Genomic DNA, 22,280 nt, shown 5'->3' on the forward strand with positions numbered 1-22,280 from the left:
ATGTCAATCCTCTATTTGTGGCATAAATTCAAGTTCCACTCCCGCCCTTTTCAAAAAACTTAGGCCAGAATCGTCCTTGTACGCTATTTGATATACTACACGTTTTATGCCAGATTGATGTATCAATTTGCTGCATTCCCTACAGGGCGATAACGTTATGTATAAGGTAGCGCCCTGACAGCTCTGTGTTGACGAAGCTACCTTTAAAATGGCATTCGCCTCCGCGTGGAGCACATACCACTTCGTGTAGCCTTCTTCGTCCTCGCAGTAATTCTCAAAACCGGTTGGAGTGCCGTTATATCCATCGGAAATGATCATTCTATCCTTTACGATAATGGCCCCCACCTGTTTTCGCTTGCAATAGGAGAGTTTGCCCCACTCCTTGGCCATTCTAAGGTAGGCCCTATCGTATTTTTCCTGTTTCGATTTGTTCATGTAACCGGAAGCAAAAAATGCTTGGATTGTCTAAGATACCCGCTTTAAATACCTTTACAAAGGTATGGTGACAATTTTAACTTTTCCTCAATATTTGTTATTTGGACTTAACCAAAAGACTCGAATTTCCGTTCGGACCCAGATAGCTTCGACCTCCTTACCAAGGAAACGTTGAATACAACAAGGGTATTGTGATTAACAACACAATTGCACTCGCCACTACTACAAAAATGGATGGCCTCACCTTAAACAAGGACTGACAAACGTATGCCAAGCATAATACCAATAGTACGATGATTACCTGTGAAATTTCAATTCCGGTAGCAAAACCCAACAATGGGATCCATTTTTCCTCTTCCCCCGAAATCAACATTTTAAAATAATTGGAAAATCCAAAACCATGGATGAGACCAAAGAACGCCGTCGCCAAAACATGTAACAAAATGCTATTGTGTTCCTGTATTCGCCGTTGATATACAATGTTGAACAACGCGGTCAGAAAAATGGTCACCGGAATCAAGAACTCGATCAGGGACACTTTCACTACCACCACCTCAAAAACGGAAAGCATCAGGGACAGGCAATGGGTGACCGTAAAAACAGTAGCCAAAACCAATACCTTTTTCCAACTTTTGAAGGTAAACGGTATTGCCAAGGCCGATAAAAACAAAATATGGTCATAGGCACTAAGGTCCAATACATGATTGAGACCCATTTCAACATAAAACCAAAAATTTACCATAGCTTCTATTTTTAATTGATTCCCCTTTCCTTCTGAATAGTCTCATAGGCAAGCTGAACCTGTTTGAACTTTTCTTCGGCGCCTTTTTTTATAGCTTCGTCCTGGGTATTTACCCTGTCCGGATGGTATTTTTTGGCCATATTCCTGTAGGCCTTTTTAACCTCCTCGTTGGACGCGGTTTTTTCAATTTCCAAGATTTTGTAGGCATTGTCTGCAGATTTGATGAACATCGCCATGATGCTTTCAAAGTCTTGCCGGGAAACCCGTAGATAACCGGCAATTTCCCTGATTTTGTTGATTTCGGGCGTGCTTACGTTTCCATCGGCCTGGGCGATACCGAACAAAAAATGAAGCAACTGCAGCCGGACTTCATAACGCGTCCTTTGCGCCAAAAAACTGCTTATTCGCTGTGCGGAAATCTCCCTTTTCTTGTTGATATCATTGAAGGTCCTAAAAATGGCATTCGCCTTCTCTTTTCCATAGGTACCCACAAAGTATTGCCGTACGTAGTCCATTTCCTGTTGGCTTACCTGACCATCGGCCTTTATGACAATGGAGCACAATGAAAGTAAGTTCAGTTCAAAATCTGCCGGTGAAACGTTAGGTCTCGTAAAATCACTAAATACGCTCTGTGCCCTACCAGTACCCGAGCCAAAGAGACTGTCCAGGGCGCTACCCACAAAAAAGCCCAAAATGGCCCCAACAAATCCCCTTAAAAAAAAGCCTATGAAGGCCCCGATCCATTTAATCATTCCAATCTTTTGATAATTTCCAAAGATATGATTTTAGGCAGAATACGGATGACTAAGGAAACGTTAAGGTGACCAAGGAAATATATCAAATTGGTTATATTTGTATTTCGGATTTTAAAAAAAATAATACTATGTATCCTGCGGAATTAGTAAAACCTATGAGAGACGACTTGGCTTCGGCCGGGTTTGAAGAATTATATACGGCCGAAGCTGTCGAAAATGCCATCAAACAACAAGGAACTACCTTGGTAGTCGTAAATTCTGTGTGTGGATGTGCCGCTGCCAATGCCAGGCCCGCTGCAAAAATGAGCTTACAGAACGCCAAAACGCCGGACCATACGGTTACCGTTTTTGCCGGTGTGGACACGGAAGCTGTCAATGCTGCCAGAAACTTGATGGTCCCATTTCCTCCATCTTCACCATCCATGGCCTTGTTCAAGGACGGAGAACTGGTCCATATGATAGAACGTCATCATATTGAAGGAAGACCTGCGGAAATGATCGCGGAAAACTTAGTACAGGCCTATAACGAATTCTGTTAGAACAAATCCTTCTAACGAGCTCTTATTTTAATACGGAATCACCGCTCTTACCAGAGCGGTTTTTTATTTTTGTAGCATGCAAAAAACGCTATCCTACTTTGTCACCCCCTTTTTCTTTATAGCCTTTGGGTTGATATTGGTTATTTTTCATCCCATACTTTGGTTGGGGTTAAAACTTTTTGGGTACCCTGGCATTAAAAAAACGGTCAGTCTGCTCAACTGGTTTCTAATGCGTTCCACAAATATTCTTGGAACCACCTACAGATTCACGAATCCCTATACCATACCCACGGATAGGCCTTTGATTATCGTTACCAACCACCAGAGTATGTACGACATCCCTCCCATTATCTGGTATATGCGAAAGCACCACCCCAAGTTTGTGAGCAAGAAGGAACTTGGCAAAGGTATTCCCAGTGTTTCCTTCAATTTAAGGCACGGAGGTTCCGTTTTGATCGATAGGAAAGATGCCAAGGCTTCGTTGATGGAAATTGGCAAACTGGGGGCATATATTGAAAAACACAACCGGGCAGCCGTTATTTTTCCGGAAGGTACCAGAAGTAGGGACGGCCATCCAAAACCTTTTAAACCCATGGGGCTAAAAATGCTGATGAAAAAGGCGCCATCTGCATTGATCGTTCCTATTAGCATTAACAATTCATGGAAATTGGTCCGATTTGGTAAATTCCCCATGGGCTTGGGCGCAAAAGTGTCCTTTGACGTTCACGAACCTTTTGAAAACGACGGGGACTATGACGGTTTGCTCGCCAAGGCGGAAGCTGCGGTAGTTTCCGGTATAAAACACTTCAGGACAAGTCCATGAGGTTTTCAATAAAACCCTTTTAAATGAGCAATACGGAAATCGTTGAGGAGACCATAACCTTTGTCAAGGAAACGTTACAAAATGCGGAAGGCGGACATGACTGGTTCCATATTAAACGGGTGTTCCAAAATGCGATGTTCATTGCCAAGGACGAGGATGTGGACATTCTTGTGGTAAGCCTTGGGGCCCTTTTGCATGATATAGCCGATGCAAAATTTCACGATGGCGATGAAAACATGGGTCCGCAAATGGCTTCGGATTTTCTACAATCGCTAAAGGTCAAAAAAAAGGTCGTTGGTCATGTCGTAAAAATCATTAAACATATTTCCTTTAAAAACAGCTTAGGTACTTCCAAAAAGAAAGCATTCGTTTCAAAGGAACTACAGGTAGTACAGGATGCTGACCGTTTGGATGCCATTGGGGCCATTGGTATAGCAAGGGCTTTCAATTATGGCGGATTTAAAAATAGGGAACTCTACAATCCTGACATTCCACCCAATCTAAAGCTGACCAAGGAAGCATACAAAAAATCCAAGGCGCCCACTATCAATCATTTTTATGAAAAATTGCTTCTTCTGAAGGATAAAATGAATACTGAAACCGGGAAAAAACTGGCAGCTGAGAGGCATCAATACATGTTAGACTACCTTGAGCAGTTTTATAAAGAATGGAATCCATTATCGGCGAAGTCCAATCCATAAAAAAGGAGCCCGTTAAGACGGGCTCCTTTCCAAATATCCTCAAATTCTCTATTACTTATTTCTTTTCTGCCAAACCGCGGGTCAACCATCCTCTTCTGTTGGCTGTGGCTATGGCATATGGGGTAATCCAAAACAACCCAAAGGTGTACATAACACTATACGAATAGGCCCAAAAGGATTCCATGAAATTATATCGCTTTGCATAGAATATGACCGGGAATGTGGACAAAACCAAAATGCTTGTTAGTGTGGATGCTACAAACAACAGCGGATGTGTTACCACAAAGTACAACATGAACAACAAGAAAGGATAACTCATTACAATCTTGGTCGCCTGGCTAAAAAACAATAGTCTAGTGCCCGCTTTGGAACCTTCCCTAAAGTTTGTAAAAACATACTTGGACATTTCTATATTCTCCCTAACATTGCTCCTACCCCAACGGATGAACATCTTGTAAAGCCCCTTATATTTTTCGGGAACATTGGTATAGGCATAGGCATTTCTTTGAAATAGCACATGGTACCCCTGCTTCAAAATCATATTGGTCATGGCCCTGTCCTCGCCTATGTCCGAAGGTTGTCCCATAAAGGTCTGGTTTATCCAGGCATCCAGACAGGCGAATACAGCGGTCCTTCTATATGCGGCCAATGCTCCCGGAGTACACAACACAGAATTTAAGCTACTTTCCGCAGATCTTACAAATTCAAAACTCAACACAAAGCTCACGTCCAACATCTTTGGAATTAAAGCCTTTTCATTATTCAACACTCTAATGTTGCCCGCTACCGCCCCACATTTCTCATTCGTCACGAACGGACTTACCAAATTCCTAAGCGTGTCCTTTTTAACGATGGAATCACTATCCACGGTTACGAAAACCTCTCCAGTTCCCTCGTTGAATCCGCGGTACAATGCATGTCTTTTACCCATATTCTTAGGTTGTTGGTAGATAACGACCCTATCCCCTAGAACTCTTTTGGCTTCCTGCATCCAATTCCAAGTATCGTCCTTACTGCCATCATCAATGGATAGCAATTGTAGTTTTTCAACAGGGTAATCACTGTTCGCCAGGCTGATCAAAGTGGCGTATACCTGTTTTCCCTCATTATACGCAGGAACGATTACGGTACATGTGGGCAATTCCTCATTGGATACGGATTCTATTGCCTTATAACGAAAATATCGGTACAAGGTATAGACAAAAAATCCGGCTTTAAAAGCAAAGAGTCCGGTAGCGATGACCATAAAAATCATACCAAAAGTAGTACTCAATCGGTCTTGATTAAACTGGTCGTAATCGGACTGCAACACATACATTACATAGATGGAAGCGATCATAAGGACAAAGGTGCTACCCATTACAAAGACCCCCCATGCATTGGCATTTTGGATAAAGGATTGGAGTCTGGTTTTCAATAAGAATCCGTTCTTGATACTCGGTCTGGTATCGGACTGTTTGGTAGCGTTCAATTCAGGTGTAAAAGTATTTTCAGATTTCATTTGTGTTCTTGATTTGTTCTTGTTGTTATACGGCTACAAACCCCTTATGGATTATCCATTATGATATATTTATGCAAAATGGGATTCTTTAACTTTTAGCTAAGAATCTGTGATGGTTTTCGCCTTATTTAAACGACATCCACAACATTGAAATCCTACTTGGTTGCATTGTGAATACCTAAAAATTAAAGACTAAATTTTATTGGTTTAATAAAATCCGATTGGTTTATATAAAAAGTCAATTTTTTGTACCTTCCTAGCTCAGTCAAATTTTATTTTATCATGCAAAGAAGAAAGTTTATAAAAAATACGGTTGCTGCCTCGACCGCATTTAGTATTGTTCCCAGTTTTGTAATGGGAAAAACCCATGTGCCTCCAAGTGATACCCTTTATTTGGGTGCATTTGGTGTTGGTGGACGTGGGGCCGGTGTAATCCAGGGGCTCAATGAAACTCAAAAAGTGAAATTTGTTTCCTTTTGCGATGTCGATGATAGAAGGGCAGCGGAAACCTATGCCAATTTCCCCGATGTTAAAAGGTATAAGGATTTTAGAACTGTCTATGACAAGCATCTGAACGATATGGATGCCATTATGGTAGCCACACCGGACCATATGCATGCATCTATTGCCCTGCCTTTTATGAGGGCAAAAAAGCATGCCTATGTTGAAAAACCGTTGACCCACAATATCAATGAGGCGCGATTAATGACCCAAGTGGCCAGGGAAAACGGAATCGTTACACAAATGGGAAACCAAGGCGCTTCCAGTGATGGCAGTCGCGAAGCCAAGGAATGGATAGATTCCGGAATTATTGGAAAAGTGTATAAGGTAGATTGTTGGACAAACCGACCCGTTTGGCCACAGGGTGTTCCCGTTCCCCAAGGAAAAGACCGTATTCCCAAGGGTCTGGATTGGGACCTTTGGTTGGGCACCGCCCAAATGAGGGATTATAATGATGCCTATCTACCCTTTAAATGGAGAGGTTTTTGGGATTTTGGAACAGGTGCCTTGGGCGATATGGGCTGTCACATTATGGAAACCCCATTTAGTGTTTTGGGACTTGGTTATCCAACCGAAGCCGAAGCAAGTTGCACCACGAATTGGGTGGGTGATTTTGTGGAGGCAGATTACAGCGAATCCTGTCCTGCTTCGTCCATTGTACGATTAAAATTCAACACGCCAGAACATGGCGATATCGCCTTGAACTGGTATGATGGTGGATTACTCCCTGATTTACCGGATGAATTGAAGGATGGAGAAACGATTGGAGATAACGGTGGTGGAAGCATTTTCTACGGTACCCGAGGAATTTTGGTCTGTGATACCTATTCTAGAAACGCACGATTATTGCCCTCAACGACCATGGAATTGTTGACACCTCCAAAACCCTATTTAAAACGTATTCCTGGGGATACGGGCGGCCACCAAAGAAATTTTGTGGAAGGATGTTTGGAAGGAGTGGAAACCTCTTCTGACTTTGAACGCTCCGGACCTTTGACAGAAGCAGTTCTCATGGGTAATTTGGCCATTAAGGCCTTCCAATATAAGAAACTGAAGGAAGGCAAAAAATTGGGAGACTGGGACCCTTTTGAATATCCAGGTCGACGAAAAATCCTTTGGGATGGCGACAACATGCTCGTAACCAATTGGGAAAAAGCGAACGAATGGGTAAAAGGAAGTTACCGAAAGGGATGGGAATTAAGCTAAGCAGCTTATAATCAAAAAATGAATATAAGGGCTAGGGTCTAATTCCTGGCCTTTTACTTTTTAAACGGTCCAAATGCCTATATTTAAAAACGTAAACCAACTTAATACTTAATCTTACATGCTTGCCTGGCTGGGTCTTTTAACCATAGTTGCTCTTTTGTTTCTTGTCATGAGCAAGAAAATGGCTGCTGTGGTTGCCCTGATTATAGTTCCCATCATAACGGCCCTTTTGGGTGGTTTTACTACGGAAATAGCAACTTTTATAACCGATGGTTTAAAGTCCATCGCTCCCACTGGGGTCATGTTCATTTTTGCCATTCTATTCTTTGGTATATTGACCGATGCGGGAACCTTTAAACCCCTTATAAGGGCCCTACTGAAATTTGCCGGGAACAATCCGTCCCGGGTTGCCGTGGCTACCGCATTATTGGCCATGGCCGTTCATTTGGATGGCTCGGGCGCCGTAACGTTTTTGGTGACCATTCCGGCACTCCTTCCTTTGTATGACACTTTACAAATGAAGAGAACCAACTTGGCCACCATAGCCGCGTTGGCCGCGGGCACAATGAATATCCTACCTTGGGGTGGACCAACCATACGGGCAGCCACAGCTTTGGAGGTAAACGTTACCGAATTATTTAACCCATTATTGATTCCCGTTATTGGAGGCCTTTTGACCGTTTTGGCTATCGCCTATATTCTTGGCAAAAGGGAACGTATGAATATAGGTGCTGATATTGATGTCATAGCACTGGAACAAGAAACAGATACCAAACTGGAACGCCCAAGGCTATATTATTTCAATATTGCCCTTGTATTGGTCGCAGTGGGAGTTTTGATCAGTGGAATCGCCCCGCCGCATATTATTTTTATGATAGCGTTTTCTATATCCTTACTAGTAAATTACCCAAATCCAAAGGAGCAGGGCGAGCGAATCAACGCACATGCAAAGGCAGCTCTTTTAATGGCCAGTATATTATTTGCTGCAGGATGTTTTACGGGAATATTAAAAGGTTCAGGGATGATAAATGCCATGGCAGAAAGTGCAGTAACCTACATTCCAGATACCATAGGTAGTCACTTGGCCGTCATAACCGGTGTATTATCCATGCCTGCCAGTCTGTTGTTTGATCCGGATTCCTATTATTTTGGAATACTGCCCTTATTGTCCACCACGGCATCCCACTTTGGTGTGGAGGCCATTGAGGTAGGAAGGGCCTCGATTATCGGTCAAATGACGACAGGGTTTCCGGTAAGTCCGCTTACGGGCTCTACATATCTATTAATTGGACTCACGGGCATAGAATTGGGGGATCATCAGAAAAAAACCATACCATTGGCATTTTTGGTGACCATGGTTATCTTAGTTTTATCCCTAATGATTGGAGCAATAAGCTGGTAGCATGAAAAAGATTAGAATAGGAAGCGGAGCTGGGTATGCCGGAGATCGTTTGGAACCGGCCCTTGAATTAATGAAGCATGGCCATCTAGATTATATCTGTTTTGAAGGCCTTGCGGAAAGAACCATCGCCCTGGCCCAAAAAGCCAAAAAGTCCGATCCTGAAAAAGGCTATAATGACCTTCTTCTCTATCGCATGGAAAAAGTCCTTCCATTGGCCCATAAATACAAAATCAAGGTCATTACCAATATGGGCGCAGCCAATCCAATAAAAGCCATGGAAGAGGTTGCAAAATTGGCTACTACATTGGGACTTAAAAATCTGAAAGTAGCTGCGGTTCTCGGGGATGACATTACGGATAAAATCCATAACTACACTTCCAACACGGTTATTGAAACTGGTAAGCCATTATCCGAAATAAATAAGAATTTATTATCGGCAAACGCCTATTTGGGTTCTGATGGTATTCTTGAGGCTTTAAGAAACGATGCGGACATTATCATCACGGGCAGGGTTGCCGACCCTTCCCTATTCCTGGCACCCTTGCTTTATGAATTTGGATGGGAAAAAACAGATTGGGAAAAAATGGGTATCGGAACCATGATAGGCCATTTATTGGAATGTGCCGGACAAGTCACCGGAGGTTATTTTGCGGATCCCGGGGTGAAGGAAGTTCCCAATCTGTGGAAATTGGGATTTCCCATAGTAGAAGTCAACGAGGCTGGTGAGGGTTTTGTCACTAAATTGGAAGAGGCTGGGGGCATGGTCACCACGGCCACCTGCACAGAACAATTACTGTATGAAATCCATGATCCGGAAAACTACCTAACACCGGATTGCACGGCTGATTTTTCTAAAGTGACCTTCAAAGAGATACAAAAAGATAGCATTGGATTTTCCGGTGCCTCAGGAAAACCGGCCACGGAAACTTATAAAGTAAGCGTTGGTTACCTTAATGGATTCATAGGTGAGGGCCAAATAAGTTACGGAGGTCCCAATTGTATTGCCCGTGCCCTTTTGGCAAAAGAAATCGTAGAAAAAAGGTTGGAAAACCTGTCCTTCCCTATCTCAGAAGTACGATGTGATCTTATCGGTATAAATTCCTTATTTGATAAAGGTGCCATGCCAGAAGATATCAATGAAGTTCGATTAAGGGTAGCAGGGAAAACAAACACGAAAGAAGAGGCCCAGTTCATTGCCAATGAAGTAGAAACCTTATACACCAATGGGCCTTATGGTGGGGGCGGAGCTACAAAAAAGGTGGATGAGATTATTTCCATTGTCTCCATTTTAGTTCCCAAGGATGATTTTGAAATTAACGTACTTTATAAAACTACATAGCCATGAAACTATGGGAAATTGCCCATGTGAGAACCGGGGACAAAGGAAACATCAGTAATGTTTCGGTTACCGTCTATGATCCAAAACATTTTAGTATGGTTTCGGAAAAATTAACTCCGGAATTTATTAAGAAATGGTTTGGGAAACAGGTACTGGGTAAGGTCAAAAGATATGATTTACCTCAACTTGGCGCTCTTAATTTTGTAATGCACGATGCCCTTGGAGGTGGGGTGACTTCGTCAACCTCCCTGGACAAACACGGAAAAACGCTTGGGGCCTATCTAATGGACATACCTTTTTAAAACACAGATTATGAAAAAAATATTGGTCATTGTATTTCTATCGCTAACAGGTTTGCTATCCGCTCAAGAGGTATTCCAAGGAAAAGTGGTCTTAGACTCTATTTATTCGAAGAACCTGGAGAATGATTTCGGCGAGAACCCAACCAGAAAGGTGTCCGTTTATTTGCCACCAAATTATGACGGTTCAGAAACCAGATATCCCGTAATCTATTTTTTACACGGTTTTTTGAACGACAATAGTCTAATGGATTACATGAAAGACCTTTTGGATTATGCCATCGCTGCCGAAAAGATTGACCCCTTTATTCTTGTAATACCCGATCAGCGGACCACCTATGACGGAAGCTTTTACTCGAACACGGGAGTTTTTGGAAACTGGGAAGATTTTACCGCCTATGATTTGGTCTCTTATATGGATAAGAACTATCGAACCTTGGCCAAACCCGGTAGCCGAGGAATTACCGGACATAGTATGGGGGGATACGGTGCTTTAAAAATCGCCATGAAACACCCGGATATTTTTCAAACCGTTTATGCGCTGAGTCCTGGAGCACTGACCATTGTAAGGGAATATGGACCGAACAGCAATACTTATGTTGAATTTTCCAAAATGAAAACCATAGAAGATCTTTCAAAATCCTATTTTGGAAAAGTCATTATGGCGTTCGGAAGGTCATGGTCCCCAAACCCCAATAAACCGCCATTTTATTTTGATTTACCTTTTGAATATGTAAATGACGAAATTGCTGCCAATCCCGAAGTGCTACAAAAATGGTATTCCGAAATGCCCGTTCATATGATCGATGAATATATGGAAAATCTCAATGCGCTTAGGGCCATAAAATTCGATTGGGGAAGAAATGCCGGGGAACGTTTTACCATACAATGTAAAATGTTCAGTCAGCGCTTGGAAAACGTAGGTGTAAAACATTTTGCCGAAGAATATATTGGCAACCATACGAACAATATCTATACAGAAGATGGCCGAATTCCGCAACAAATGTTACCTTTCTTTGATTATTATCTTGATTTTGAATAATACATGTAGGTTGATAACCAACCGATTAACTAATTTGACTATCATGAGAAAACTATTGTTGCTTGCCTTTCAAAAACGGATTGTCCTTATCAGCTATGCCATCATTGCCCTGGTCGTACTTTCTTGTACAACCGAAAAGAAACAAACCGGCACCCTATTAATCCACGGTGGCCCCATTTACACCATGGATTCCCTGAATCCCGTGGTGGAAGCCGTGGTCACCCTTGATAACAAAATCCTGTTTTCCGGTAGTTTGGAAAATGCCGAAAAACTAAAAGGCCCAGAAACCCAAGTAATCGATTTGGAGGGTAAGACCATGACACCCGGACTGATCGAAGGGCACGGACATTTTATGGGTCTCGGCTACAATGAACTTAATCTCGACCTTATCAACACCAAAAGCTTTCAGGAAATTATCGATGCCGTTGCCGATGCGGTCCAAAAAGCACAACCCGGTGAGTGGATTACGGGACGGGGCTGGCACCAAAGCAAATGGGACCAACTCCCTGAAAACAGCGTTTTGGGTTTCCCCACCCATGAAGCACTCAGTGCCGTTTCACCAGATAACCCTGTCTACCTAAGACATGCCAGCGGACATGCCGGTTTTGCCAATGCTAAAGCAATGGAATTGGCCGGACTTCAATTGATGGGCACCGAAAACATGGACGCCCTTTCCGTGGAAGGTGGCGAGGTCATCGTGGATGATTTGGGCCTCCCAACAGGGGTTTTTAACGAGCGCGCAATGACCCTTATCACCCAACACATCCCGGAAAATACTCCGGAAAAAGACATTCAGGCCTTTGAATTGGCCGTAGCGGCCTGTCACCGAAATGGTATTACCGGTTTCCACGACGCCGGTATTGGGAGGGAAACCATCGCACTTTACAACAACATGAAAGCCGAAGGTAAAATGGGCATACGTATGTACGCCATGCTGACGGGTTGGGACAAAGAACTACTCAACGAATGGTATGAAAAGGGACCCAGCGTAGATCCTGAACATCTTTTTACGATACGTTCCATTAAACTGAATTGTGATGGGGCCTTGGGATCTAGAGGGGCCTGGTTGTTGGAACCCTACTCGGATCGGCCCGATCATTTTGGTCATGAGACCTTGCCCATGGAATTTGTGAAGGAAACGTCCCTAAAGGGTCTGGAACATGGCTTTCAAATGTGTTCCCACGCCATTGGGGATCGCGCCAATCGGGAAATTTTGGACCGGTACGAAGCGGCTTTTAAGGAAAAACCGCAGATGGTCAATGACAATAGATTTCGGATTGAACATGCCCAACACCTACACCCGGACGACATTCCAAGGTTTGCGGAACTTGGGGTCATACCCGCCATGCAGGCCATTCACTTGTCCTCTGATCGTCCGTGGGCGATAGACCGTTTGGGAGAAAAACGTATCAAGGAGGGTGCCTATATGTGGCAAGCCCTGTTAAAAAGTGGGATTCCGGTAGTTAACGGTACAGATGTTCCCGTAGAACCCCTGAACCCTATTGCCAGCTATTATGCCAGTGTTACACGGAAAACCCTAGAAGGGAACCCTGAAGGAGGCTATGAACCTGGACAGAAAATGACCCGGGAACAAGCATTACGATCCTATACCCTCGATGCCGCCTATGGTGCCTTTGAAGAAGGCATTAAAGGTTCCATTACCGAAGGAAAACTGGCCGACTTTACCATTTTTGACCAAAATCTAATGACCGTACCAGAAGATAATTTATTGGACACCCAGGTGGAAATGACCATTTTTAATGGGCAGGTGGTTTACACAAAAGCTGCCAGATAACGGAATCATCGTAACAGGTTTTCACTATATTTCTATAAATTTCGCCGGACTCCTCATAGCGCGGCGTTGTACGCAAGCTAAAAGACTATTTCAAATCATTATTAATCCAAAAACCTCGACACGTCCTTTGTCAATGTAAATTTAAAATTACCTATTGTGTAGTATAACATTCCAATTGTTATTCCTATAAGTGCATATTCTATTTTTGGAAGGAACGTTGAACCCACTGTTATAAAAACACAAATAAGTGTATTGATAACTATTGGTTTTCTGAAAGGTGGTAAAAATTTAAAGTATATGGTTTGTTTTCCTAAATAAAAGAAACACATTCCTACTATTGCCAGTACCCTAAAATCGTTTTGGTATAAATCATTCAAAATAGCATGTTTGATGACATTCGCTAATATTACAAACCCCATGGCAAGAAAGAAGTGAGAATAAATAAGAGTAAAACCATTTTTCATTGCTTTTAATCTTTCCATTACATGAAAGCTATCATAATAAATCCACCAGATTAATCCTATCATTATAAATCCAGTTACGGCAGCAATGACACTCAATGCATCCCAATTAATATCTCTTAAGGCTGTTGTTAAACTAATAATAGATTCACCCAAGAGTATAATGGAAAGAAGACCAATTCTTTCAACTAAATGCTCTTTATGTACTGTAGGTACATTACTGTTTTTGCTTGCAAGGATAAAAGCTATCATTTCAAAGACAATTCCTAAAACTAAGATAATTTCTTTGTAAGGATCAGGTAAAAGAAATGAGGTGCCAGTAATAATTGTTCCAATAATTATTATTAATCCGCATTTATTAGCATACTCTTTTGACTCATTAAGTGCTTTAATAGAATTAATATACAAACCTGCAATAATTATTTGAATAACTGCATAAAACCCAATAAACAACGCATAGTTTTCAAATAAATCACTACCTAGAAATGCCGTCATGGTTATCATTAAAAACATAATAGCCAAACTTGAAATTCTATGGTATCTACTGTCTGTATCAAAACGATTAGCGAATAAGGTATGTAGTGTCCAAATCCACCAAATCGACAGGAATTGTAGAGGGAACATCCAAATTTGATTAGGATCTATATGATTATGATGGGTATGTGCAAGTTGATGCGTAACAATGCCTATACTGGACACAAAAACCAAATCAAAAAAAAGCTCCAACCAGGTAGCATGACGATGTTGATCTAAATATTTAAACGTTTTCTTCAATAGAAACTAATTTTTAGCACGTATAAAATTATATACTCCTTTACCTTCTGCTATTAATATTTTCTCCTGAAAAGCTTTCATTTTGGTCACCATAATTCGGTTTCCCATTCTGACCAACTTCCCTTCAAAAATTAAATCTTTTCCATCTGCAAATCTCAAATAATCTACTCTCAAGTCTATTGTTGATAGTTTATCTTCTGGCGAATTGAAATTAGCAATGCCAATAGCACCACCAACGGAATCTAAAATTGTAGCAATAATTCCTCCATGCCAATGATTGGTTCGGATATCTCCAACCAAATCTTTTCTAAAAGGCACTCGTACTCTTATGAAATCCTTTTCAACGGTATCAACTTTTAAACCAAAATGTTTATGAATTGGAATTTCCTCTTCTGCAAGGCGAATCAGTCTTTCTTTTGTTGTTGCATTCATAATGTAGAGTTATAACATTTCTCCACGAGCTGGATAATGTGCCGTAACAATGTAATCTACTGCTTTTACAAAAGAAGGCAAATATGGTCTTCCCCAAGGGTTACTGTTTATAGCTGAATAATAAACTTGGTTATTATTGTCGATTAAAAATAATCCTGGTTCACTAAACTCACTTGGTTCACCATCTTTTACACCTGCACTTAAATACAAAGCCCAATCTCTTGCTGTTTGTTCTGATAAGCTATGACCTAAAGTAAGATTAGGCAATTCCCACTTTTGACGAGAAAGTCTTGCTCTCTTTTCAGTATCCATACTTACTGCTACGACATTACCGCCTCTTTGCTCAAATTCAGGCAACAATTCTTGTAACTGTTGTAAGTACTTTTTACAAATAGGACAATGTAAGCCTCGATAAAAAACAACTAAAGTAAAATTGTCTGGTTTTTGGTCTTCTAAATGCCATTGATTTCCATCCAATAATGGAAATTGTAAATCTGGTGCTGTCTGTTTTGGCGTTGGTCTATTCATAATTAATACTTTAAAAGTTTGCTTTCAAATGATTTTCAAAACGAATAAAATCATTCTCTATTTCTGGATTTTTCATGACATCATATGCCATAAATGTTGGCAATGGTTCAAAACCAAACCATTTAAAATTAAGATGCATTGGTTTTAAAAGCTCATCTTCACTCATTCCATTAAAAAATAGTTCCTCTGGATTATTAAAAGCTTCTTTAGGCGCATTTGCAGTCACAGACATCATATACTTTCCGTTTAACTTTCCACCTAATCCGTAATTCTTCTTCGGTGCTTCTTTACTTCTGCCATCACCATCAGACATTTCGCCCATCATACCCATCGAAAACACTTCGTCTATGTATTTCTTAAACGACCAGCTTACTCCCATCCAGTTTAATGGTGTTTGAAAAAAGACCACATCTGCCCATTTGAATTTTTCGATTTCTTCATTGACATCATAATTGTCTTCCATTGTCGTTTTCTTGATATTGTAACCATTGCTCTTAAAGTAGTTTTCCGCTTTTTCAGTTAAAGTTGCGTTTAATTTTCCTTCGGAAAATGGATATTTCTGATGACCGTTGATTATAAAAATATTTTTCATTTTAAAATTTTAATTATATTTGTTTCGCAAAGAAACTAATATTAGTTTAAAAAAGAAACTATAATGTTTCGATTTGAACAAATAGTGGTAACCAAAAAGTAACCAATGGCAAGAAAATATATAGACAACCCGAATGCTTGTTCCCTTGTGCATACAATGAACATCATTGGCAATAAATGGAAACCGATTATTTTATACTTACTATCTAATGGCTCCATGCGATTTGGAATGCTGAATACTCTAATCCCTACAATCTCAAAAAAGGTGCTGACTAATCAGCTGAAAGAATTAGAAAACGATGGACTACTTTTAAGACAGTCTTTTGCTGAAATTCCACCAAGAGTTGAATATTCATTAACCGAAAAAGCAGTTGGACTTTTGCCCGTTTTAAGAATGCTAAGTGATTGGGCAAATGAAGCTTATCCCGAAATGGAATTTGAACAATGTAGAATAATAGAAAATGGGAAAAAGCCAGCGTACAACAACGAACTGAGGTAAAAAACAAGTTCTTTTCGTTCAATATAGATATAGAATTCCTATTACCCTATTCTCCATAATCCTTAGAAAAGACTCAATTGTCCAGTCTTGTATTGCGCATGCAATTCGGTATTAAAAACCGGGAACTTTTTGTCCTTAAAGTATTTCTGCTTGGCCAACCTGACCATATCGTGGATTTGGGTGGCGATTTTTCCTTCACCCTTACTCCGGACCCCAAAGCGACTATCGTTTAGGGTACCTCCGTGACATTCCTTGATTTGGTTGAGTACCTTGTCCGCCCTATCGGGTAGGGTCTTGCGGATCCAATCGGTAAAGATACCGCCAATGGCACCGTTCAATCGCACCACCGTAAAGGCGAAGGATACTGCGCCATTTTCCGAAACTGCTTTGGCCAAATCGATGATTTCATGGCTATTGATTCCCGGAATGATGGGTGCCAACATCGCATTGACCGGTATGCCGTTATCGGACAGAACTTTTATAGCCTTCAGCCTTTTGGGAATGGAGGCGGTTCTCGGTTCCAAAATCCGCCGGGTTTCCTCCCTTAATGAGGTTACAGAAACATTCACCCCAATCAGTCCGTAGTTGTTCAATTCCTTTAGAAGGTCCAAATCCCTTAAAATCAAAGCATTTTTGGTGATGATTCCCACGGGATGCCGGTATTTCAAAAAGACCTCCAAACAGGCCCGCGTTAATTTGAATTCCTCTTCCGCAGGCTGATAGCAATCCGTATTGCCGGAAAGAACAATGGTACTCGCCTTCCAGGATGTACTTTTTAGCTTTGCCTCCAACAATTTAGGGGCATCTTTTTTAACGAGAATCTTTCGTTCAAAATCCAACCCGGCGCTGTAGCCCCAGTATTCGTGGCTATTTCTTGCATAGCAATAGACACAGCCATGTTCGCACCCTTGATAGGGATTCATGGAATACATCATCCCAACATCGGGACTCGTTACCTCGTTGACGATCGTCTTTGGAAAAATAGGAATGTACTGGGTTTTATTTTTATCCGCCGGCTCACCTTCCAATCGGCAGAACTCCAGAAAATCGTCCCGAGTCTCATAACTATATTGAAGGAATTTGTTGGGCGTATTTTCCTGTGCCCCTCTTCCTTTTATAGGGGAATTGTTCATTTTAATGGATTTATTCCAAAAATATGGAATAAATCCATTAAAAGAGATTATTTAACAGCTACTTGTACCAATTGTTTTTTGGAGCCGCGTTTCGCATAGAATAGGAGCTCGTCATGCAATTTGTCAATATAGGGTTTGGAAACCATTAGGGGCAAGCGGGCATCGGTATCGTCGATGACCTTTTCATAGTTCATGCGGCCATTTTCATCCAACTTGATCAAAAACACGTTCCTGTTCCTGCTCAAACCCTGTTTAAACATGATGCGTTCGTCACTTAACTGCTGTGGGTTTTCGGACGAGGTACTGATAAAAAAGTAGGTAGTATCGTCCTTGGTGAGGGAACTGTACGAGGCGTAGGCCCCATCGCCTTGGGTAACTTCGGTCTTGTTGATGTTTCTGGCCCAGATCAAGTCGCCCTCCCCGCTCAGTTTGGCACTTACAATGTCGTTGTGGTGATATCTGGTGACCAACACCCTACCACCACTGCTGTTTGCCTGGGTACTGGTACTGGTGAAATACTCTTCGGCATTAAACAAAATATTACCCTTGGATGTTATGCTCATTCCTTTGAATACCAAGTTTTTCAACGTCTTATCGTCTTCCCTACCAAATTTGTCCATCATGAACTGTTCTGAGAACGGATTGAACTTTTGACTTTCGATTTCCAAGGTATTCGGATTCATTTTAAAGTAGGAGATACCGTTGTAACGGTTATCTTTTCTATCGGCATAGAAACCTAGACACAATAATTCCTTGCCCTTAAAAATAGGTTTCAGGGCCTCTGGAAACTTGCCCGGCGTGTAAAACGACTGCGTTGTACCCCCAGTACTGGAAACGCGTACCATTTCATATTGGAACTTGCGCTCCGTGGCATTGAAACGTTTTTTCTTGAAATAGGCCTTTCCTACCAAGTATACATTGCTAAGGTCTTCCGAGAAGGTGATTGTCTCAAAAGCGTAATTTTTTTCCTCTACTTCTGCCGAAAAATCATGTTCCATCAATTTGTTCAGTCCGGCATCAAAAACATGGATATAGTGCTGGTTGTTCTTACCCTTTTTAAAATGGGTAGTGATGGCAAAGGCCGATTTCTCATTGTTAAACAACACCGATGTAGTGAACCCCGATGAGAAATTCCTATTGTAGTAATTCCTGTCCAGCGGCTCCGCCACGGGATCCGATGGGATGGTCAAAATAGTCTCCTTGGTGAACTGATAATCCGTATACGGACTTCTATGAACTTGATATTCATAGGCCATTCTGTCGTAATTGTATTCCAGAAAAAGTAAGTATGCCTGACCGTTCTTGATATAGGCATCCACAAAATTGGCATTTTTCAGCTTATAGTTAAATTCGGAAAGCAGTTCCAAATCCTCATTGTAATGTTCAATGAAATACCCCTTTGGTTTTAGCACGATTCCCGTGTAGTAGGCCCTAACGATGACCGTTCCGCCCTGGCCATCGTCCGCAATGGCCAATAGATTGGAATACTTGTACTTGTCATTATATTTTTCGCCAATGTTATACGCAACATCGGCCTTTTGGGCAACGGAAAGGTTTAGGGTCGCCAAAAAAAGTACTAGGAAAATTTTTCTAAACATGGTCGGTTCGCTTTACCTACGAACCCGGAAAATCAGCTTTTCTTTTTTCTAAAAATGCCGAGGTCCCCTCCGCAAAATCATCCGTTCCAAAACATGCCCCAAAAGCCTCAATTTCCTGCTCGTAGCCGTTAACAGTATTCATAAAACCCGCATTTACCGCTTTTATTGCATGGGATATGGCGACGGAGGAATTATTACAGATCTTTTCGGCCAATTTGTGGCATAAAGGTAGTAGTTCCTCTTGGGGTACGACATGGTTTACCAAGCCGTAATTTTTTGCCTGATCAGCAGAAATCATTCCTGCTGTCATAATCATTTCCATGGCCCTTCCCTTCCCTACCAGTTGGGGAAGGCGCTGGGTACCCCCATAACCTGGAATCACGCCAAGGGACACCTCTGGAAGGCCCATTTTTGCGTTATCGCTTGCTACCCTAAAATGACAGGCCATGGCCAGTTCCAACCCGCCGCCCAAGGCAAAACCGTTTACCGCGGCGATGACCGGTTTGGAAAGATTCTCCACAAAGTCGAACAACAGTTCCTGCCCTTTGGCGGCCAATTTTTTTCCTTTTTTAACCGAAAAATCGGCGAACTCGGATATATCGGCACCTGCCACAAAGGCCTTATCACCGCTACCGGTTATGATAAGCACCTTTACATCAGCATCCTCCTCAAGTTCCGCTATGGCCTCATGCAGTTCTTGAATGGTCTCCCGGTTCAAGGCATTTAACTTTTTTGGCCGATTGATGGTGATGGTCGCAACCGATTCTTCAATTGTAACGAGTATCGTTTCGTAAGACATATTCCTTGCTTTTTATTTTATGGTTCTCATACTTGCTACCCTAGGGAATTTAACACAAAAAACCGTGCCTTTCCCGGGTTGGGACGTGAAATTTATGGTTCCTTTATAGGTTTCCACGATGTTCTTAACCATACCTAGGCCCAGCCCCATTCCACTAGTCTTGGTGGTGAACTTGGGTTCGAAAATCTTGTCTTCTACTTCCTTTCCTATACCGATGCCATTATCCGCCACGGAAATTTTTACCATTTCCCCGTCTACGGCAACCGAAACCAAAATCCTGGGGGAGTCATGTTCCTCCGGTATGGCCTGTATGGCATTCTTTACCAAATTGGTTACCACGCGTATCAACTGGGTGCGATCCAATTTTGCGATGATTTCCTCTTCCTCGGCAATAAAGTGGATGTACTCCTCATTGAAGATATCCAGGGCCAGTTTCACGATTTTTACCACGTTGAGGGTTTCGTTCTGCTGCGCCGGCATTTCCGCAAAACTTGAAAAGGCCGAAGCAATGCTGCTCATGGTATCGATCTGTTGAATAAGCGTCTTGGAATATTCCGTCACCTTTTCGGCAATATCAGGGTCGTTGGGGTCGAACTTTCGCTGAAAACTTTGAACGCTCAGGCGCATGGGCGTCAAAGGGTTTTTAATTTCATGGGCCACCTGCTTGGCCATTTCGCGCCAGGCCTGTTCCCGCTCGCTTTTTGCCAATTTTGCCGCACTCAGGCTTAATTCATCGATCATGGCATTATAGGAGGAAATCAATTTCTCTATTTCCTCCCCGGGCTTTTCCAAATGGATTTTCTCGTTCCTGCGGGTAAGGTCCGTACGCTCCATCATATCACTGATCGTTTCCAGGGACCTGGTGATATATTTTGAAATGAAGTAGGCCAGTCCGATGGCCAAAAGGAACATTAGAAAATAGACCCCTCCCAAACGGGTCAAAAACTCGTTCAACTCCTTGTCATTGAATGAATTATCCTCAAAATAAGGCAGATTCAAAATCCCGATAGGCTTGAATTGTCGGTCTGCGATATACGTATAGGAAGCCTGGTACTGGTCGCCGGCCGCCTTGTTGCGCTCCACATATCTTTTATCTACGCTGGCATCGAGCTGATTTAGGATTTCCGGATCTAAACAAAGGGAAATAGGGTCGTTCTCAAATTTTGGTCGTGAGCTTTTGATCAATTCACCCTCCAAACTATAAATGTTGAAATTCATGTTCTGCACCACGGCAATCTCATAAATTTCCTCCTTGAAAATGAGACCAAGATTCTCCGTAGTGACAGGATAGGTGGTCTTTTGAATGGTCAAGTCGATGCTCTGCCTAATCTGCTCTTCCTTCCGCTCCATTCTGTTTTCATGGTAATCCCTGTTGATTTCCCTAAACTGATAGATGGTAACGGCCAATATAAGCACGGAAGCGATCAGTACCAATAATATCATTGATACGAAGATGCGCGACCGTAAAGAAAATCTACTTAACAAAAGCTGGGCATTTCGTTCAAAGTTAGCAAATATCGCACCAAAGCGGGTTCAAAATCAAGTTCAAGCGCAAATCTCAAGTTAAAGCCAAACGGAAAAAATAAATTCAAATAAGAATTACAACCAATTCACTAGGTACAGAAAACCTAAGATAGTTCGTACATCGTATTGATTGAAGATTGTAAGCTAAAATTCGAATTATTCCATATATAATTCCATCCATGTGTTATTGTTTATATTTTTAAAGAGACATTTGATAAGCTCCAATTATCAGAATACATTCGAGTTTTTCAGAAAAGAGTTTTAAGATTGTAAATGAATTAATAACCAAATGAAATCGTAATAATATGTCATCAAAAAGGGTAATTATAACTCAAAAAACATTGAGAAAAAAACTTACTCATATTTTGAGCTTACTTGTCTTTACCTCAATTTTTGCTCAAAACGAACATAGCAAAGCAATTGTTGAGATTGAAAATTTGAGCAAAGAAAGGGCTAAAGCTTTTAATCAATCGGATGCTAAGACAATTGCTTCTTATTTTACTTTAGATGCTATACTCATGGCACCTAATAAAAATGTACAGATTGGACAAGAATCGATAGAGGCATATTATCAAGGTCTTTTTGATAATTTTAACCTTGAATTGGATAGTTACTACGAGGAAGTGGAGGTTTCAGGAAACATGGCCTATGGCCGAGGTGAAGCTATTGTCAAAGCGACACCGAAGAAAGGTGGGGAAACTATAACAACTTCCTCCAAATATTTAAATATTTTAAGACGACAGTCAGATGGTTCATGGTTGACCACACATGACATTTGGAACGAAAATTAATTTCGAAAGCGGTATATTTCAATTTTGAAAAGGTATATCCAGTAACAGGAATAATAAGCACCCTTCAAAG

The 22,280-nt window shown here is 41.6% G+C and carries 23 protein-coding genes; 11 read left to right on the plus strand and 12 right to left on the minus strand.

What is annotated here, in order from left to right; genetic code table 11:
- Nucleotides 1–3 precede the first annotated feature (3 nt).
- The 3 genes from FEK29_RS00655 to FEK29_RS00665 all read right to left on the minus strand — a co-directional run bounded on the left by FEK29_RS00655 (nucleotide 4) and on the right by FEK29_RS00665 (nucleotide 1,929).
- On the minus strand, nucleotides 4–435 hold the full coding sequence (locus FEK29_RS00655) for a deoxycytidylate deaminase (protein WP_138256476.1): 432 nt from the start codon (nucleotides 433–435) through the stop codon (nucleotides 4–6).
- 157 nt (nucleotides 436–592) lie between these two features.
- Nucleotides 593–1,177, minus strand: a complete 585-nt coding sequence (locus FEK29_RS00660) for a HupE/UreJ family protein (RefSeq protein WP_138256477.1) — start codon at nucleotides 1,175–1,177, stop codon at nucleotides 593–595.
- A gap of 11 nt (nucleotides 1,178–1,188) precedes the next feature.
- Nucleotides 1,189–1,929: a TerB family tellurite resistance protein gene (locus FEK29_RS00665; protein ID WP_138256478.1), complete on the minus strand. Its 741-nt coding sequence runs from the start codon at nucleotides 1,927–1,929 to the stop codon at nucleotides 1,189–1,191.
- Nucleotides 1,930–2,060: 131 nt separating this feature from the next.
- On the opposite strand from FEK29_RS00665, the gene FEK29_RS00670 reads away from it, so the two are divergent.
- The 3 genes from FEK29_RS00670 (at nucleotide 2,061) to FEK29_RS00680 (ending at nucleotide 3,995) form a co-directional block, all read left to right on the plus strand.
- On the plus strand, nucleotides 2,061–2,471 hold the full coding sequence (locus FEK29_RS00670) for a BrxA/BrxB family bacilliredoxin (RefSeq protein ID WP_138256479.1): 411 nt from the start codon (nucleotides 2,061–2,063) through the stop codon (nucleotides 2,469–2,471).
- A gap of 76 nt (nucleotides 2,472–2,547) precedes the next feature.
- The gene (locus tag FEK29_RS00675; RefSeq protein WP_138256480.1) at nucleotides 2,548–3,294 is read left to right on the plus strand and encodes a lysophospholipid acyltransferase family protein; all 747 of its coding nucleotides are present in this window, start codon (nucleotides 2,548–2,550) and stop codon (nucleotides 3,292–3,294) included.
- 23 nt (nucleotides 3,295–3,317) lie between these two features.
- Nucleotides 3,318–3,995: an HD domain-containing protein gene (locus tag FEK29_RS00680; protein WP_138256481.1), complete on the plus strand. Its 678-nt coding sequence runs from the start codon at nucleotides 3,318–3,320 to the stop codon at nucleotides 3,993–3,995.
- Nucleotides 3,996–4,050: 55 nt separating this feature from the next.
- Here FEK29_RS00680 and FEK29_RS00685 read toward each other — a convergent pair whose 3' ends face one another.
- Nucleotides 4,051–5,496, minus strand: a complete 1,446-nt coding sequence (locus FEK29_RS00685; protein WP_138256482.1) for a glycosyltransferase — start codon at nucleotides 5,494–5,496, stop codon at nucleotides 4,051–4,053.
- Nucleotides 5,497–5,778: 282 nt separating this feature from the next.
- Between FEK29_RS00685 and FEK29_RS00690 the strand changes: the two genes are divergently transcribed.
- From FEK29_RS00690 to FEK29_RS00715, 6 genes are all read left to right on the plus strand, one after another.
- Nucleotides 5,779–7,203, plus strand: coding sequence for a Gfo/Idh/MocA family protein (locus FEK29_RS00690; RefSeq protein WP_138256483.1), 1,425 nt, complete (start codon nucleotides 5,779–5,781; stop codon nucleotides 7,201–7,203).
- Between the two features lie 118 nt (nucleotides 7,204–7,321).
- The gene (locus tag FEK29_RS00695) at nucleotides 7,322–8,605 is read left to right on the plus strand and encodes a CitMHS family transporter (protein ID WP_138256484.1); all 1,284 of its coding nucleotides are present in this window, start codon (nucleotides 7,322–7,324) and stop codon (nucleotides 8,603–8,605) included.
- A 1-nt stretch (nucleotide 8,606) separates the two neighbouring features.
- Entirely contained in the window at nucleotides 8,607–9,944 is a 1,338-nt protein-coding gene (locus tag FEK29_RS00700; RefSeq protein ID WP_138256485.1) for an acyclic terpene utilization AtuA family protein, read from the plus strand.
- A 2-nt stretch (nucleotides 9,945–9,946) separates the two neighbouring features.
- Nucleotides 9,947–10,246: an AtuA-related protein gene (locus FEK29_RS00705; protein WP_138256486.1), complete on the plus strand. Its 300-nt coding sequence runs from the start codon at nucleotides 9,947–9,949 to the stop codon at nucleotides 10,244–10,246.
- Between the two features lie 10 nt (nucleotides 10,247–10,256).
- Complete coding sequence (locus tag FEK29_RS00710; RefSeq protein WP_138256487.1) at nucleotides 10,257–11,285, plus strand: alpha/beta hydrolase; 1,029 nt, start codon at nucleotides 10,257–10,259, stop codon at nucleotides 11,283–11,285.
- A gap of 43 nt (nucleotides 11,286–11,328) precedes the next feature.
- A complete protein-coding gene (locus FEK29_RS00715) occupies nucleotides 11,329–13,080 on the plus strand; it encodes an amidohydrolase (RefSeq protein ID WP_138256488.1) in 1,752 nt (583 codons plus the stop codon).
- A 101-nt stretch (nucleotides 13,081–13,181) separates the two neighbouring features.
- Here the strand turns inward: FEK29_RS00715 and FEK29_RS00720 are convergent, their stop codons facing one another.
- From FEK29_RS00720 to FEK29_RS00735, 4 genes are read right to left on the minus strand one after another with little or no spacing between them, the layout of a single operon-like run.
- A complete protein-coding gene (locus FEK29_RS00720; protein WP_138256489.1) occupies nucleotides 13,182–14,315 on the minus strand; it encodes a low temperature requirement protein A in 1,134 nt (377 codons plus the stop codon).
- Between the two features lie 6 nt (nucleotides 14,316–14,321).
- Nucleotides 14,322–14,747 carry a hotdog fold thioesterase gene (locus FEK29_RS00725; RefSeq protein WP_138256490.1) on the minus strand — a complete coding sequence of 142 codons (426 nt, stop codon included), beginning with the start codon at nucleotides 14,745–14,747 and terminating at the stop codon, nucleotides 14,322–14,324.
- Between the two features lie 9 nt (nucleotides 14,748–14,756).
- Nucleotides 14,757–15,275, minus strand: coding sequence for a peroxiredoxin-like family protein (locus tag FEK29_RS00730; protein ID WP_138256491.1), 519 nt, complete (start codon nucleotides 15,273–15,275; stop codon nucleotides 14,757–14,759).
- 10 nt (nucleotides 15,276–15,285) lie between these two features.
- Complete coding sequence (locus tag FEK29_RS00735; protein ID WP_138256492.1) at nucleotides 15,286–15,867, minus strand: NAD(P)H-dependent oxidoreductase; 582 nt, start codon at nucleotides 15,865–15,867, stop codon at nucleotides 15,286–15,288.
- A gap of 105 nt (nucleotides 15,868–15,972) precedes the next feature.
- On the opposite strand from FEK29_RS00735, the gene FEK29_RS00740 reads away from it, so the two are divergent.
- Nucleotides 15,973–16,365, plus strand: coding sequence for a winged helix-turn-helix transcriptional regulator (locus tag FEK29_RS00740; RefSeq protein WP_138256493.1), 393 nt, complete (start codon nucleotides 15,973–15,975; stop codon nucleotides 16,363–16,365).
- Between the two features lie 62 nt (nucleotides 16,366–16,427).
- Here the strand turns inward: FEK29_RS00740 and FEK29_RS00745 are convergent, their stop codons facing one another.
- The 4 genes from FEK29_RS00745 to FEK29_RS00760 are packed head-to-tail and all read right to left on the minus strand — an operon-like array spanning nucleotide 16,428 to nucleotide 21,338.
- Complete coding sequence (locus FEK29_RS00745; protein ID WP_138256494.1) at nucleotides 16,428–17,498, minus strand: PA0069 family radical SAM protein; 1,071 nt, start codon at nucleotides 17,496–17,498, stop codon at nucleotides 16,428–16,430.
- Between the two features lie 47 nt (nucleotides 17,499–17,545).
- Nucleotides 17,546–19,096: a hypothetical protein gene (locus FEK29_RS00750; protein WP_138256495.1), complete on the minus strand. Its 1,551-nt coding sequence runs from the start codon at nucleotides 19,094–19,096 to the stop codon at nucleotides 17,546–17,548.
- Between the two features lie 16 nt (nucleotides 19,097–19,112).
- Entirely contained in the window at nucleotides 19,113–19,895 is a 783-nt protein-coding gene (locus FEK29_RS00755) for an enoyl-CoA hydratase/isomerase family protein (protein ID WP_138256496.1), read from the minus strand.
- Between the two features lie 12 nt (nucleotides 19,896–19,907).
- Nucleotides 19,908–21,338, minus strand: coding sequence for a sensor histidine kinase (locus tag FEK29_RS00760; RefSeq protein ID WP_138256497.1), 1,431 nt, complete (start codon nucleotides 21,336–21,338; stop codon nucleotides 19,908–19,910).
- A gap of 386 nt (nucleotides 21,339–21,724) precedes the next feature.
- On the opposite strand from FEK29_RS00760, the gene FEK29_RS00765 reads away from it, so the two are divergent.
- Entirely contained in the window at nucleotides 21,725–22,210 is a 486-nt protein-coding gene (locus tag FEK29_RS00765; RefSeq protein ID WP_138256498.1) for a YybH family protein, read from the plus strand.
- Nucleotides 22,211–22,280 lie beyond the last annotated feature (70 nt).

Source organism: Maribacter aurantiacus (genome assembly GCF_005780245.1).
Classification (GTDB): domain Bacteria; phylum Bacteroidota; class Bacteroidia; order Flavobacteriales; family Flavobacteriaceae; genus Maribacter; species Maribacter flavus.

What these genes read in the sequence shown, in the direction of transcription:
- FEK29_RS00655 (WP_138256476.1), bottom strand. Translation starts at nt 435, where the DNA reads ATGAACAAATCGAAACAGGAAAAATACGATAGGGCCTACCTTAGAATG.
- FEK29_RS00660 (WP_138256477.1), bottom strand. Translation starts at nt 1,177, where the DNA reads ATGGTAAATTTTTGGTTTTATGTTGAAATGGGTCTCAATCATGTATTG.
- FEK29_RS00665 (WP_138256478.1), bottom strand. Translation starts at nt 1,929, where the DNA reads ATGATTAAATGGATCGGGGCCTTCATAGGCTTTTTTTTAAGGGGATTT.
- FEK29_RS00670 (WP_138256479.1), top strand. Translation starts at nt 2,061, where the DNA reads ATGTATCCTGCGGAATTAGTAAAACCTATGAGAGACGACTTGGCTTCG.
- FEK29_RS00675 (WP_138256480.1), top strand. Translation starts at nt 2,548, where the DNA reads ATGCAAAAAACGCTATCCTACTTTGTCACCCCCTTTTTCTTTATAGCC.
- FEK29_RS00680 (WP_138256481.1), top strand. Translation starts at nt 3,318, where the DNA reads ATGAGCAATACGGAAATCGTTGAGGAGACCATAACCTTTGTCAAGGAA.
- FEK29_RS00685 (WP_138256482.1), bottom strand. Translation starts at nt 5,496, where the DNA reads ATGAAATCTGAAAATACTTTTACACCTGAATTGAACGCTACCAAACAG.
- FEK29_RS00690 (WP_138256483.1), top strand. Translation starts at nt 5,779, where the DNA reads ATGCAAAGAAGAAAGTTTATAAAAAATACGGTTGCTGCCTCGACCGCA.
- FEK29_RS00695 (WP_138256484.1), top strand. Translation starts at nt 7,322, where the DNA reads ATGCTTGCCTGGCTGGGTCTTTTAACCATAGTTGCTCTTTTGTTTCTT.
- FEK29_RS00700 (WP_138256485.1), top strand. Translation starts at nt 8,607, where the DNA reads ATGAAAAAGATTAGAATAGGAAGCGGAGCTGGGTATGCCGGAGATCGT.
- FEK29_RS00705 (WP_138256486.1), top strand. Translation starts at nt 9,947, where the DNA reads ATGAAACTATGGGAAATTGCCCATGTGAGAACCGGGGACAAAGGAAAC.
- FEK29_RS00710 (WP_138256487.1), top strand. Translation starts at nt 10,257, where the DNA reads ATGAAAAAAATATTGGTCATTGTATTTCTATCGCTAACAGGTTTGCTA.
- FEK29_RS00715 (WP_138256488.1), top strand. Translation starts at nt 11,329, where the DNA reads ATGAGAAAACTATTGTTGCTTGCCTTTCAAAAACGGATTGTCCTTATC.
- FEK29_RS00725 (WP_138256490.1), bottom strand. Translation starts at nt 14,747, where the DNA reads ATGAATGCAACAACAAAAGAAAGACTGATTCGCCTTGCAGAAGAGGAA.
- FEK29_RS00730 (WP_138256491.1), bottom strand. Translation starts at nt 15,275, where the DNA reads ATGAATAGACCAACGCCAAAACAGACAGCACCAGATTTACAATTTCCA.
- FEK29_RS00735 (WP_138256492.1), bottom strand. Translation starts at nt 15,867, where the DNA reads ATGAAAAATATTTTTATAATCAACGGTCATCAGAAATATCCATTTTCC.
- FEK29_RS00740 (WP_138256493.1), top strand. Translation starts at nt 15,973, where the DNA reads ATGGCAAGAAAATATATAGACAACCCGAATGCTTGTTCCCTTGTGCAT.
- FEK29_RS00745 (WP_138256494.1), bottom strand. Translation starts at nt 17,498, where the DNA reads ATGAACAATTCCCCTATAAAAGGAAGAGGGGCACAGGAAAATACGCCC.
- FEK29_RS00750 (WP_138256495.1), bottom strand. Translation starts at nt 19,096, where the DNA reads ATGTTTAGAAAAATTTTCCTAGTACTTTTTTTGGCGACCCTAAACCTT.
- FEK29_RS00755 (WP_138256496.1), bottom strand. Translation starts at nt 19,895, where the DNA reads ATGTCTTACGAAACGATACTCGTTACAATTGAAGAATCGGTTGCGACC.
- FEK29_RS00760 (WP_138256497.1), bottom strand. Translation starts at nt 21,338, where the DNA reads ATGATATTATTGGTACTGATCGCTTCCGTGCTTATATTGGCCGTTACC.
- FEK29_RS00765 (WP_138256498.1), top strand. Translation starts at nt 21,725, where the DNA reads ATGTCATCAAAAAGGGTAATTATAACTCAAAAAACATTGAGAAAAAAA.